Genomic DNA, 12,704 nt, shown 5'->3' on the forward strand with positions numbered 1-12,704 from the left:
GCGGCGCGCCTCCGGTGGGCGCAATCCGTGGCCCAGGCCGAGCGCACACAGGCGCGACCGGCGAGAGATGCACGGCCGCAGCATCCATCGCGCGCCCCGGCGCAGCCGCCGCGTCAGTTCGTGGTGGTGAGCGAGAACGCGGGCGACTTCGGCGCCGAGGTCGCAGCCACCTGCACACCCGCGGTGAGGGTCTGCCCCGGAGCGATGTAGCGGCCCCAGTCGGCGCCGGTGCAGGTGACGGTCTTGTCTTTCACGGCGCAGGCCATGCCCCAGGCGTTCACGATGGAGGTGGCGTTGGCATCGGGCCACGAGATCGACCATCCGGCCGCGCCTCCGGAGTTCGAGATCGACACTTCGGCGACGTAGCCCGCCGGCCACTCGCTCTGCAGGTCCCATTCCGCGGCCAGTTGCCCGGCCCCTCCGGCGTCGGGCACCGATGGCGTAGAGGGTGCCGAGGGCCCGGGGAGGGTCGGCACCGCGGGCTTGGCCGGCCCCGGATTGCCCTCCCCCGCCGCTCCGCCGATCCTGCCGCCCGGTGACGGCACCGCCGTCGGTGACGGCGACACGGGGGGAGCAGGCACGGGCGTGGCGGGCGCCGTGGTCGGCGCAGGCGCAGGCGCAGGCGCGGCCGGAGCGTGCGGCTCCACCGCCGACCCCGTGCCGATCAGCGGGGCGAGCAGCGCCAGCTTGTCGGCCTGAGGCGTGACCCAGTCGTCTTTGACGATGCCGCCCGTGTCGCCGCTGTTCGGGTTGAACGACCAGTACGCGAAGCTGATGCCGGTGTCGGAGAGGTACGACACGATGCTCTCGAACCAGGCCCGGTCGGATTCCGTCTCCACCTTCGACCCGAACTCGCCGAGCAGCACGGGCGCGATGTTCTGCTCCGCCAGGTAGCCCCAGTTCGACGACCACACCTCGCGCAGGTTCGCGGGATAGTCGGATGCCGAGAACCACGTCTGTGCGTAGATCGACGCCGGGTAGTCGTGCGGCGAGTACACGACGCGATCGGCCACGTCGAGCGACACGGGAGCGTCTCCCGCATCCGCAAGACCGCCGCCCCACCAGGTGCTGCCCGTGGACTGCTTCTCGACACCCTCGACCACGATGAGCAGATTCGGATTCGCCGCCAGCACGGCATCGCCCGCCCGCTCGGCCGCGGCCTGCCAGTCGGTCGAGGGATCGCCGCACCCCCAGCACGCGGTGCCGTGGGGTTCGTTGTGCAGATCGACCCCGATCACGGCGGGCTCGGCCGCGTAGCGCTCGGCGAGCATCACCCAGTCGGCGATCCAGGTGGCCTCGGGGTAGCGGTCGGTGTACCAGAGCTCCGACTGTGCACCCGAATCGGGCCGGTGCCGGTCGAGGATGACGTTCAGCCCGTACGACTTCGCCCCCTGGATGACCGCGTCCATCAGCTGCAGCGGCGAGAGCCCCGCGAGGGTCGGGTTGGCCGCTTCGTTGATCGACGAGCTCGCGGACTGCGCGAGGCACTCGTTCGAGTACGGCAGGCGGATGGTGTTGAACCCCATCGACGCGATCTGCGCGAGGCCGGAGTCGAGGCTGATCGACCAGAGACCGTGCGGCGCGCAGTTGCCTGTCTCGAGCCCGAACCAGGAGATGGCCTTGATCACGTACGGCGATCCGTCGGCCGTCTCGATGGTGGCGCCGTCGGTGTGCAGCCATCCGGAGACCGGCCGCTCGGCCACGACGGGAGCGACTTCGGCGGGGAGTGGGGTCGCCGCTGCGCCCCCGATGGGGTCGGAGGTGGCGCTGCCCGAGTGCATGACACCGCTCGGCAGTACCGCGGATGCCTCGGCGCTGCCTGGCTCCGCGTCAGAGGCGGAGCCGCCGATCGGCTGGGCCGATGCGCTCGCCGGGAGCGCGGAGAGCGAGCTCGTTCCGACCGTGCCGAGAACCAGGAGGACGGCGGCGGCGAGCGCGACGACGCACGCGCGAACCCGGCGCCCTCTCCTGCCACTCGATCGACCCACGGTCGCCCTCCCCTTGATCTGCTTGCCGCACCCGATCGGTGCGCTCGCGGGCGACGACTCTGCGCACCGCGGCCGAGCCCTCTCTGCTCAGAGGCGCAGAATATCACCCGCCCGTGTCGCGGGCATTTCGCTCGACCGCGCCTGTGGAACCCAGCCGGCTGTCGAACGCTGTGGAGGAGTAGTCAGCCCGCCGGCACCCGGACTCGCGTCAGCGACGGCGCCGGATGTCGGGCAGCAATGCCCCCCACGACCGCCCGCGAAGGGCGCTCATCCACACCCCCGCGCCGTACGCGAGGTCGTCGAGCCGACGCGCCACCGCGAACCGCACCGGGTCGAGCTGCGCCTTGGTGCGTCGCCGCTCGATGGCCACGTCGACGAGATGCGCCACCAGCACGGCCCGACGGAGCCGCGGGGAGAAGAGGCATCCGATCGCCACCGCGGGCCACCAGTGCCGCAGCAGAAGCGCCATCGCCTGCACGAGCGAGGCCGCGAGCCCGTTCGCGGTGAGGCCGGCCGCGACGCGCACCGGATGCTCGCTGGCCCTCAGCTTGCCCGCCAGCTGCCACACCGTGACGGCACAGATGCCGAGCGCCACCGGCACCGACCAGCGGCGCTGAGCGAGCAGGGCGGCCACCGCCGCCGCGCTCCACGGAGCGAGCACGGCGGGGGCGATGTCGTGCGGATGCCGCTCGGCGAGCGGATGGGCGCCCGTGCCGTAGAAGGCCTTGCGTTTCAGCCAGGAGCCCACCGAGGTGCGGTGCTCGTGCCACACGGTCGCCGCGGGCTCGTAGCGCACGCGCAGGCCGCGATCGGCGAGAGTCCACACGAGGTCGACGTCTTCTCCCACGCGCATCCCGTCGGCGAACCCGTCGCCGAGCAGGTCGACCCGGGCGAGCAGGAATGTGCTCGACACCCACGACACGGGGGCCCGCTGCCGCACGATCGCCGGTTCCTCGCCGAGGTCGAGTGACGACCGCGCGTCTTCGTACCGCCCGATCCAGTTGAGCCCCTGCTCGCCGGGGAGCCCGAGCACGCGAGGCGCGGCCAGGGCGACCTTCGGGTCGGCGAAGTGGCGCAGAAGGGTGTCGACGGCATCCGGATGCGCCACCACATCCGAGTCCACGAACGCCACGAACGGCGTCGTCACCGCGCGCAGTCCCGCATTGCGGGCGCCGGCGGGTCCGAGATTCTCAGGGAGGGCCACGAAGCGGGCGCCGTGCCGCTCGGCGATCGCCCGCTGGCCGGGCACGTCGTCGGAGCAGTCGTCGACCACGATCACCGCTCTCCCCGCGCCCAGGCTGTCGAGCAGCCGTTCGAGTGCGGCGGGTCGATCGCGCACCGGGATCACGTAGGTGACCTGGCCGATGTCACCCGCGGGCAAGGAGGACACGACGGGATCGGCGATCCCGCTCTCGACGAGCCGATCGGCCAGCACGGCGGTCTGGCGGTCCCGGATGCGCAGGGTGCGCCCCTCGAACAAGGCCGCGGCCGCGGGCTTGAGGTACAGCACCCGCGTCGGGGCGCCGCCGATGAGCGCTCGGCCGCCATCCTTCACCCGCACCCGACGGTTGAGCCGCACCACGCTCCCGATGGGCAGGCCGTCTCGCTCGCCCGGCGCCGCAGAGGCACCACTCGCCCCGCGATCCCCACTGCGAGGCGCGGGCGCAGCTCGCTCCGGCTGCGCCGACCCGGCGCCATCCGCCCCGCGATCCCCGCTGCGAGCCGAGGGCGCAGCTCGCTCCCGCTGCCCCGACCCGGCGCCACTCGCCCCGCGATCCCCGCTGCGAGGCGCGGGCGCAGCTCGCTCCGGCTGCGCCGACCCGGCGCCACTCGCACGGGAGCCTCCGTCGTGAGGCAGGGCTGCGCCCGCCGCTGACGTCGCCGCGGCATCGTCACCGGGCCCGGGCCCGGGCGCACCATCGTGAGGCTGGGCTGCACCCGCCGCCGACGTCGCCGCGGCATCGTCGCCGGGCGCGGGCGCACCATCGTGAGGCTGCGACTCGTCACGAAGCGCCGTCGCATCCGCGATCCCATCCGACGAGCGGCCTGGGGCGGGGTGCACGGGTTCGCCGCGCGAGTCGGAGGGCGGGAGGATCACGGGCGCGGCACCGCCAGCTGTCCGCGGGAATCGGGGGCGTGGGCGAGCACGCGGGAGGTCGCATCCGCCACCATCGTCGCGAGGAGGGCGGCTCCCTCCTCCGCGGTCGCACCGGTGGGGTCGCCGAGCACGCCCGTCGGCGACACCGCGGTGACACCCCCTGAGGTGAGCTTCGGCAGGAGCTCGGCCATCGGTGCGGTGGCTCCCGCCTCCGGGAGCGGCGACGCGACGGCGGATGGCCGCAGCCAGAGCATGAGCGACGTCTCGGTGCGGCCCGCGTGCGCGTCGGCGCCCGGCGCCGCACAGGGCAGCCAGCCCACATCGTGCCCCTCACCGAGCATCTGCGGCACCGCCGACGCGAGCGTGGGCACGTTGCCGCCGTGCGCGTTCACGAACACGATCCGGCCGGCCCAGGTCGACAGCGACCGCACCAGTTCCACGATCACGAACCGCAACGCCTCGTGCCCGATCGACACCGTACCGGCGAACGCCTGGTGCTCGCCGCTCGCCCCGAAGTTCAGCGCGGGCGTCACGACGACGGATGCCGCACCGACCGCCGCTCGTTCCAGGGCGTCAGCCGCGCCTTGCGCTACGGCGGTTGCGATCGCCGCATCCGTGTCGAAGGGCAGATGCGGCCCGTGCTGTTCCGTCGATCCGATCGGCACGAGCACGAGCGGGCGCGGGGGCACGGACGGCCACGCGATCTCGTCCAGTCTCAGCGCGCTCACCCGTTCAGGCTAACGCCGACCGAACGCACTCGGCCGGGTCGTCGACGAGGCAGAGCACGCGTCGCTATTTCGCCTCGGCCTCGGCCTTGGCGAGCGGCTTCGTGGTGGACGTGCGGCGCACCGTCTTGGGTGCGGCCTTCGCCGGCGGTGCGGTCGGCGCATCCGCGGCCACGGCCCCCGTGCCCCCGGTCGCCGCCGAGCCCTCGTCGCCCGTGCCGATCGCCCGCTCGAAGCCCGCCGGGATCGACAGGTCGGAGCGACCCAGCTCGTGCACCGAGGCGTGTCCCGTGCCGAGCACCGCGGAGTCGAGCCCGCCGCGAAGGATGTCGAGCACGTTCTCCACGCCTGCCTGCCCGTTCGCGGCCAGGCCCCACAGGTACGCGCGACCGATCATCACGGCGCGTGCGCCCAGCGCGAGCGCCTTCGCCACATCGCCGCCGCGCCGAACACCGCCGTCGAGCACGACCTCGATCTGGTCGCCGACGGCCTCGGCCACCGCGGGCAGCATCCGGATGGTCGCCGGCGTGGTGTCGAGGTTGTTGCCACCGTGATTCGACACGGAGATGGCGGTGACCCCGATGTCGACGGCGCGCTTCGCGTCATCGACCCGGGACACTCCCTTCAGCATGAACGGCCCGCCCCATTCCGTGCGCAGCCACTCCACGTCCTCCCACGAGGGCGGAGGAGTCTGCATCCACTCGTAATAGGCGCCGAAGAACGTCGGAGCGTCGCCTCCGGGAGGCTGCAGGTTGGGGGCCGTGAGGTCGGGCAGCGTGAGCGAGCGGGCGAACTGCCACAGCCACTTCGGATGCGGCAGCACGTTCGGCGCGAACTGCACCATGGTCTTGAGGTCGAGTTTCTCGGGAATCGACGGGCTGCCCCAGTCGCGTCCATTCGAGAACGACCAGTCGAGCGTGGCGATGAGGCCCTTCGCGCCGGCCTTGCGGGCGCGGTCCATTCGCTGGATCATCGCGTCCCGGGTGCCCGTCCAGTACATCTGGTACAGCGTGTTCGGGTTGGCGGCCGTGACCTCCTCGACGGGCTTCGAGGCGAAGGAGGAGAGCCCCATCGGGATGCCGCGATTGGCGGCGGCGCGGGCCACGGCGACTTCGCCATCCGGATGCACCGCCTGCACGCCCGTGGGCGAGATCATCACGGGGAACGAGAGGTCGAGCCCCATCACGCTCGTCGTCAGGTCGCGTTCGGCCTTGTGACCGGCGACGTGAGGGGCGAACCCGAGCTCGGTGAACGCGGCGAGGTTGTCGTCGATCGTGGCTCCACGCTCCGAGCCCGCCACGAGGGCTCCGTAGACCGAGCTGGGCAACCGCTTCTTCGCGCGGCGCTGGGCCTCGGCCACCGTCTCGAACCATGCATTCGCCATCGAAGTGCCTCTTCTCTCGTCAGATCACCAGCGATCCACATCATTGTAGTCACCTATTGACACCGGGTGCCATAACTACTTCGCGGCCCACAATCCACTTGCCACAAAGTGTCGGCCCCACCCGCGACTTGCCACAACTTGTGGCAACCCGACGCCTACACCCGCGCGCCAGCCCGCGCCCGCACATCCACTTGCCACAAAGTGTCGGCCCCACACGCCGCTTGCCACAACTTGTGGCAAGCCGACGCCCCACACCCGCACGCCAGCCCGCGCCCGCACACCCACTTGCCACAAAGTGTCGGCCCCACACGCCGCTTGCCACAACGTGTGGCAAGCCGCGGGCTCAGCGGTCACGGAAGAGCGCGCCGAGCGCCGGCGCGATGTCGTGGAACGTGCGGATGGCCCGGAACCCGCCCCGCCCGATGCGCGCCAGTTCCCGCCCGAGCTCCACATCCTTCTCCCCACTCGTGTCCAGCAGCACATCGAGTCGCGGCAGGCGACCCGCGAACGGCCGCGGATCCGGTCCGGCGTTGTGCACGCAGTCCGAGAGCAGCACCACGCGCGCGTTGCGTGGTGGCACGCCGGCGAGCTGCTGAGCGGCGAGCTGCAGCGGGAACGCCACGTTCGTGAGCCCCCGTGCCGGGATGCGCAGCATCTCGTCGAGCAGCTCCATCGGGCGCACGGGGGCGCCCAGCTTCTGGAGCACGGCCGCATCCGACCAGAAGGCGATCACCCCGAGCTGATCCTGAGCGAGCTCGGCGGCGAGCGCCCCCACGGTCGCCGCCGCCGTGCGCACCCGCTCCCCCTTCATCGACCCCGACACATCCACCAGCAGCACCACGGAACGTCGGGCGCGCACCCGCTCGCGCACGATGATGTCCTCGTCGTCCGGAACGGGACGCTCGGCGAGCATCTCCAGTGTGCGATCGAGGTCGATGTCGTCGCTCCCGCCGCGGTACGGCACCGATGCGAAGTGCCCGGCCCCCCGATCGCGCGCCGAATCGACCTTGGGCTTCGGTACCGACAGCCGCGCCGCGATCTCGGCCGCCCGCGCCCGCACGACGGGGTCGAGCTGCAGATCCTCGTCGGAGAGCACGGTCACGTCCGACGGGTCGTCGGTGAACCCCGCGCCCGACCCCGTCGGCTTCGAGGCACCCGGCCGCCCGCGCCCCGGTTGCGGGCGCAACACCAGTCCACCGGCCCCGGCCGCCACATCGAACGCCGTCGGATCTTCGTCGAGCTGCTTCGGCTTGCGCTTCAGCGGCGTGCGCGACCCGCCCTTCGCATCGGGGTTCCGGCGCGTGATCGGCGAGTCGGCCTCGACCGCTCTTCATCCCGGATCGGCGCGAGCCGGCTCCAGGATGAAGCGGTCCTCCCAGATCTCCCGCAGCACCCGCTCGGGCGTGGTCTCCGCGGCCTCATCGACATGGATGCGGCCCGACAGCGCCACGAGCATCGCGTCGTAGACCGTGTCGCGATACTCGTCGTCCGACGGATCGCTGAGCTCCCGCAGCGCGAACAGCTCGTGCGCCACGAGGGCGCAGTCGATCGCGCCGCGCACGCTCGAGCCCTGCCGCACATCCGGATGCTCGCGGGTCGCCCGGGTGACGGCCACCGCGTCCGGGATCAACCGCTCCGCCAAGCCACCGAGGAGACCCGTGCGCAACGCCACGATCCCCCGCTCGGCCTCGGCATCCTGATACCCGACCACGATCCTGTTCAGTCGGTCGGAGACCGAGGTCGACAGTCGCGTCGTGCCGACGTTGTCGAACGGATTCATCGACGCGATCACCCTGAATGTCGGCAGCGCCTCGATGCGGCCCACCCTCGGCACCTCCACGGCACGGTCGGCCATCGCGGTGAGCAGGGTGTTGAGGGTGTCCTCGGGGGCACGGTTGAACTCCTCGATGTAGAGGAAGCCGCCCTGCCGCATCGCTTCGACGAGGGGGCCGGCCACGAAGTTGTCGGCGCTGTAGTCCTCCCGCAGCACGCGCGCGGGGTTGTGGTGCCCCACGAGCTTCGCGGGGGTGAGATCCGCGTTGCCCTCCACGAAGAGCAACGGGATGCCCCACTCCTCAGTGATCGCCTTGAGCATCGTGGTCTTGGAGGTACCGGGTGGGCCCTCCAGCACGAGATCGCGCCCGGCGGCCACCGCCGCGAGCGCGAGTTCCAGCTCGCGCTCGCGGCCCACGAGGTGCGCAGCGATCCGGCGCCGTGTGTCGCCGACATCCGTGCCGGTCTCGGTTCCCATCCGCATCCTCTTTCGTGACTCGTCGCTTACTTCACCGTGTAGCCGGCGTCGACCTTGAGCTCGGTGCCCGTCACGTAGCGCGCCTCATCCGAGGCGAGGAACAGCACGGCGTTCGAGATGTCGACGGGCTCCACCCACGGGATGGGCAGCGCGTTGATGCCCACGAAGATGGGTGCCGCCTCCTCTTTCGTGGGATGCGGGTTGTCGGGCATGAAGAGGCGGTAGGTGGCCTCGTTCTGGATCATGTCGGTGTTCACCGAGGTGGGGTGCACCGTGTTCACCCGGATGCGGTGCGGGGCCAGCTCCAGCGCCAGGGTGCGCATGATGCCCACCACCGCGTGCTTCGAGGCGGTGTAGGCCACGACATTCGGCGTTCCCTTGAGACCGGCCGTCGAACTGGTGAGGATGATGGACCCACCCGTCCCCTGCTCGATCAGGTGCGGGATCACCGCCTTGGCCGTGTGCCACACGCCCTTGGCGTTGATGTCGTTCACCATCTCCCACTCGGCATCCTCCACCAGCTGAGACTGCTCGCCGAACGCGAAGATACCCGCATTGGCCGAGACGATGTCGACGTGCCCGAGCTCGGCCACGCCCTCATCCAGCGCCGCCTTCAGAGCGGGGTAGTCGCGCACGTCGGCCTTGCGGGCCACGATGCGGCGGTCGAGCGCCTCGACCTGGCGCACCGTCTCGGCGAGATCCTCCTCCGTCGCCCCGGCGTAGTACTTCTCCATGCCGGGTATCGATTCACAGATGTCGACCGCGATGATGTCGGCGCCCTCCTGGGCCAGCCGCAGCGCATGGCTGCGCCCCTGACCTCGTGCCGCGCCCGTGATGAACGCGACCTTGCCTTCTACTCGTCCTGTCATGATGCTCTCCTCTCGCTCACTTGATCGCGGCGCCCGCATCGACGGGGAGCATGACTCCCGTGACGTAGCGCGACTCGTCGGATGCCAGCCAGAGCACCGCGTTGGAGATGTCCACCGGCTCCACCCACGGGATGGGCAGCGCGTTCATGGCGATCGCCGCATCCGCGAAGTCCTTCTGCGTCGGGTTCTCGATGTCGGGCCTGAACAGCTTGTAGGTGCCCTCGTTCTGCACCATCGGAGTGTTCACCGTGGTGGGGTGGATGCTGTTCACCCGGATGAAATGCGGCGCGAGTTCGAGAGCCAGCGTGCGCATGAGCCCCACCACTCCGTGCTTCGCCGACACGTAGTGCCCGATGTTCGGATACGCGAAGATGCCCGCGTCGGAACTCGTGAGGATGATCGATCCGCCGTTGCCGCTCGCCTTGAGGTGCGGGATCGCGGCCTTCGCCGCGCGCCAGACCCCGTTCAGGTTGATGTCGATCATGTCGGTCCATTCCTCTTCGGGAATGTCTTCCGCGGCGTGCGGCGACCCGGCGATGCCGGCGTTCGCCGACACGATGTCGAGCCGGCCCAGTTGGGCCACACCGTCGTCGAGCGCCGCCTTCAGCTGATCGAAATCGCGCACATCCGCCTTCGTGGCCACGATGCGGCGGTCGAGAGCTTCGACCTGGCGAACGGTCTCCACGAGATCTTCCTCGGTGGCGGGCGGAGCGTTGTTCGCGGCGACTCCCTGGCAGATGTCGATGGCGATGATGTCGGCGCCCTCCTGGGCCAGCCGGAGCGCGTGGCTCCGGCCCTGGCCACGGGCCGCGCCCGTGATGAATGCCACTTTTCCTTCTACACGCCCCATTGCGTGCTCCCTTCTCGTGTACTGCGGGTGCGCCCGTCGACGGGCGCGGGTTCAGAACTGGGTGTTCCCCGCGTCGACCGTGAGCTCGAGGCTCGTGACGTAGCGCCCCTCGTCGGACGCGAGGAAGAGCACGGCGTTCGACTGGTCGACCGGTTCGGTGATCTCGATGGGCAGCAGGTTGGCGAGCATCCCCCCGAGCTTCGGATGCGCCTCGAGGAGCGGCCCGAAGGCGCCGCCCCCGAGGGTACCCATCGGGGTGTTCACACCGGTGGGGTGGATCGTGTTGACCCGGATGTTGTACTCCGCCAGCTCGGTGGCGTACGAGCGCATGAGCCCCACCACCCCGTGTTTCGAGACCACGTAGGCCGACAGGAACGGCAGACCCTTGATGCCGGCCGCCGAGCTGGTGAGGATGATCGATCCCCCGCCGTTGGCGATGAGGTGCGGGGTGGTGAGCTGGAGCGTGTTCCAGGCACCGGTGAGGTTCGTGCCGATGGTCTGGTTCCACACGTCGACCGAGGTGTTCTCCCAGTCGGCGATCACGCAGATGCCCGCATTGGCCACCACGATGTCGAGCTTGCCGAGCTGCGCCACGCCGTCGTCGATCGCGGCCTTCATGGCGTCGCGGTCACGGATGTCGGTCTTCGTGGCGATGATGCGCCGGTCGAGCGCCTCGACCTGGCGCACGGTCTCGGCGAGGTCTTCCTCGGTCGACGACGGGTAGTCGATGTTCGGGATGTGGTCGGCCAGGTCGACCGCGATGATGTCGGCGCCCTCCTGCGCCAGTCTCAGAGCATGGCTACGCCCCTGACCACGGGCGGCTCCGGTGACGAATGCGACTTTTCCTTCTACACGCCCCATTGCGTGCTCCTTTCTGTTGTGCACGCGGGTCGCGATTCGGCCCGTGGCCTTTCTGCCGGAGGTCAGGCCTCCGGGTTGAATCCGGCGAGGGGGTTCTCCTCGCACGCGCTGACGGGCGGCCGGTCGGGCCGGGTTAGCGACAGGGTGATCGGCACGCCACGCTTCTTCGTGCTGATGAGCCCTGTCGGGATGGGCTTGCCGTCGCGGCGGGGGCCACGCACGGTGGAGTGCGAGTGGTCGCCGTCGGGCTTCGGGATCGAGCCGTCCATCGTGCGTTTGGTGAGCGCGTCCTCGCCGAAACCGCGCACGCACTCCGGGTCGGGCCCGTCGAGGGGCAGGCCCGTGAAGAACTTGGCGGCCATGCATCCGCCCTTGCACGAGTCGAAGAACGAGCAGCTCGTGCACGCGCCGCCGGACTGCGGCTGGCGCAGCCGCGTGAACAGCTCCGAGTTGCGCCAGACCTCCTGGAAACCACCGGTCTCGCGCACATTCCCGGCGAGGAATTCGTCGTGGATCGCGAACGGGCAGGCATACACGTCACCGATCGGATCGATCAGGCACACCACCCGTCCCGCGCCGCAGAGATTGAGGCCCGGGAGGGCCGATCCGTAGGCCGAGAGGTGGAAGAACGAGTCACCGGTGAGCACGCCGTCGCCGTGGGCGACGAGCCAGTCGTAGAGTTCGCGCTGCTGCTCGGGCAGGGGATGCAGTTCGTCCCAGACATCCGCGCCGCGCCCCGACGGGCGCAGACGGGTGAGACGCAGCTGGGCGCCGTACTCATCGGCGAGGGCCTTGAACTCGTCGAGCTGCGGGATGTTCTGACGGGTGCAGACCACGGAGATCTTGAAACCGGTGAAACCGGCATCCTTCATGTTCTGCATGGCGCGCAGCGCCGTGGCATAGGAGCCGGGGCCACGCACATGGTCATTGACCTCGGCCGTGGCGCCGTCGAGCGAGATCTGCACGTCGACGTAGTCGCTGCTCGCGAGCTTCTGAGCCACCTCCGGGGTGATCTTCACCCCATTGGTCGAGAACTTCACGCCCACCTTGTGAGCCGTCGCGTAGTCGACGAGCTCCCAGAAGTCACTGCGCACCGTGGGCTCGCCGCCACCGATGTTCACGTAGAACACCTGCATGCGCTCGAGCTCGTCGATGACGGCCTTGCACTCGTCGGTGCTCAACTCCCGCGGGTCTCGGCGGCCCGACGACGAGAGGCAGTGCACGCAGCTCAGGTTGCAGGCGTAGGTGAGCTCCCAGGTGAGACAGATGGGCGAATCGAGCCCGAACTCGAAGAGATCGACCAGGCGGCCGGGCTTCGTGGGGCTGGATGGCGCGGGAGGGGCGGGCTTCGGAGGTTCGGGGCGAGCATCCAGAAGGGTCATGACTGCCTTTCGATCACCATCGACGACTGAGCGAGGGTGCCGAGCGCCGTCTGGTAGCGCGGAGCATCCGCCTCGGAGATGCCCGCCGTGGCGAAGGCGACTCGGAGAGAGGACGAATCCGCGAGCGACTGCACCGCTCGGAGCAGCGTGCGGTCTTTGAGGAAGGAGAGCTTGCGGGTGCCGAAGTGGTACAGCAGGGCACCGAAGGGCTCGGGTCGCACGGAGACTTGGGGATGGAGATCCCACGCCGTGTCCAGATCGGGCCCGGACGTGATCGGGGCTACCATGTCAGCGAC

11 protein-coding genes are annotated in these 12,704 nt (G+C 70.2%); all 11 read right to left on the bottom strand.

The window, feature by feature from the left end:
* Window positions 1–113: 113 nt before the first annotated feature.
* The 11 genes from EPO52_RS14865 to mftB all read right to left on the bottom strand — a co-directional run bounded on the left by EPO52_RS14865 (window position 114) and on the right by mftB (window position 12,695).
* Window positions 114–1,988: a cellulase family glycosylhydrolase gene (locus tag EPO52_RS14865; protein WP_290807877.1), complete on the bottom strand. Its 1,875-nt coding sequence runs from the start codon at window positions 1,986–1,988 to the stop codon at window positions 114–116.
* Window positions 1,989–2,196: 208 nt separating this feature from the next.
* Window positions 2,197–3,567 carry a mycofactocin biosynthesis glycosyltransferase MftF gene (gene mftF / locus EPO52_RS14870; protein ID WP_290807879.1) on the bottom strand — a complete coding sequence of 457 codons (1,371 nt, stop codon included), beginning with the start codon at window positions 3,565–3,567 and terminating at the stop codon, window positions 2,197–2,199.
* 515 nt (window positions 3,568–4,082) lie between these two features.
* Window positions 4,083–4,814 carry a mycofactocin biosynthesis peptidyl-dipeptidase MftE gene (gene mftE, locus EPO52_RS14875; RefSeq protein WP_290807882.1) on the bottom strand — a complete coding sequence of 244 codons (732 nt, stop codon included), beginning with the start codon at window positions 4,812–4,814 and terminating at the stop codon, window positions 4,083–4,085.
* A 64-nt stretch (window positions 4,815–4,878) separates the two neighbouring features.
* The gene (gene mftD, locus EPO52_RS14880; protein ID WP_290807884.1) at window positions 4,879–6,195 is read right to left on the bottom strand and encodes a pre-mycofactocin synthase MftD; all 1,317 of its coding nucleotides are present in this window, start codon (window positions 6,193–6,195) and stop codon (window positions 4,879–4,881) included.
* 343 nt (window positions 6,196–6,538) lie between these two features.
* Window positions 6,539–7,408 carry a vWA domain-containing protein gene (locus EPO52_RS14885; RefSeq protein ID WP_290807886.1) on the bottom strand — a complete coding sequence of 290 codons (870 nt, stop codon included), beginning with the start codon at window positions 7,406–7,408 and terminating at the stop codon, window positions 6,539–6,541.
* Between the two features lie 117 nt (window positions 7,409–7,525).
* Window positions 7,526–8,446 (bottom strand): MoxR family ATPase, encoded by a 921-nt coding sequence (locus tag EPO52_RS14890; RefSeq protein WP_290807888.1) that lies wholly within the window; start codon window positions 8,444–8,446, stop codon window positions 7,526–7,528.
* A 26-nt stretch (window positions 8,447–8,472) separates the two neighbouring features.
* The gene (locus EPO52_RS14895; RefSeq protein ID WP_290807890.1) at window positions 8,473–9,315 is read right to left on the bottom strand and encodes a mycofactocin-coupled SDR family oxidoreductase; all 843 of its coding nucleotides are present in this window, start codon (window positions 9,313–9,315) and stop codon (window positions 8,473–8,475) included.
* Between the two features lie 16 nt (window positions 9,316–9,331).
* Window positions 9,332–10,165, bottom strand: a complete 834-nt coding sequence (locus EPO52_RS14900) for a mycofactocin-coupled SDR family oxidoreductase (protein WP_290807892.1) — start codon at window positions 10,163–10,165, stop codon at window positions 9,332–9,334.
* Between the two features lie 51 nt (window positions 10,166–10,216).
* Window positions 10,217–11,026 carry a mycofactocin-coupled SDR family oxidoreductase gene (locus tag EPO52_RS14905; protein ID WP_290807894.1) on the bottom strand — a complete coding sequence of 270 codons (810 nt, stop codon included), beginning with the start codon at window positions 11,024–11,026 and terminating at the stop codon, window positions 10,217–10,219.
* Window positions 11,027–11,088: 62 nt separating this feature from the next.
* The gene (gene mftC, locus EPO52_RS14910; RefSeq protein WP_290807896.1) at window positions 11,089–12,408 is read right to left on the bottom strand and encodes a mycofactocin radical SAM maturase; all 1,320 of its coding nucleotides are present in this window, start codon (window positions 12,406–12,408) and stop codon (window positions 11,089–11,091) included.
* Entirely contained in the window at window positions 12,405–12,695 is a 291-nt protein-coding gene (mftB, locus tag EPO52_RS14915; RefSeq protein ID WP_290807898.1) for a mycofactocin biosynthesis chaperone MftB, read from the bottom strand. Before mftB ends, mftC begins: the two co-directional genes overlap by 4 nt.
* Window positions 12,696–12,704 lie beyond the last annotated feature (9 nt).

The organism is Herbiconiux sp., from assembly GCF_004297105.1.
GTDB lineage: Bacteria > Actinomycetota > Actinomycetes > Actinomycetales > Microbacteriaceae > Herbiconiux.

Excerpts from the sequence above, each read along its gene's own strand:
- mftC (WP_290807896.1), bottom strand. The coding sequence starts at position 12,408 with ATGACCCTTCTGGATGCTCGCCCCGAACCTCCGAAGCCCGCCCCTCCC.
- EPO52_RS14905 (WP_290807894.1), bottom strand. The coding sequence starts at position 11,026 with ATGGGGCGTGTAGAAGGAAAAGTCGCATTCGTCACCGGAGCCGCCCGT.
- mftD (WP_290807884.1), bottom strand. The coding sequence starts at position 6,195 with ATGGCGAATGCATGGTTCGAGACGGTGGCCGAGGCCCAGCGCCGCGCG.
- EPO52_RS14900 (WP_290807892.1), bottom strand. The coding sequence starts at position 10,165 with ATGGGGCGTGTAGAAGGAAAAGTGGCATTCATCACGGGCGCGGCCCGT.
- EPO52_RS14890 (WP_290807888.1), bottom strand. The coding sequence starts at position 8,446 with ATGGGAACCGAGACCGGCACGGATGTCGGCGACACACGGCGCCGGATC.
- EPO52_RS14895 (WP_290807890.1), bottom strand. The coding sequence starts at position 9,315 with ATGACAGGACGAGTAGAAGGCAAGGTCGCGTTCATCACGGGCGCGGCA.
- mftB (WP_290807898.1), bottom strand. The coding sequence starts at position 12,695 with ATGGTAGCCCCGATCACGTCCGGGCCCGATCTGGACACGGCGTGGGAT.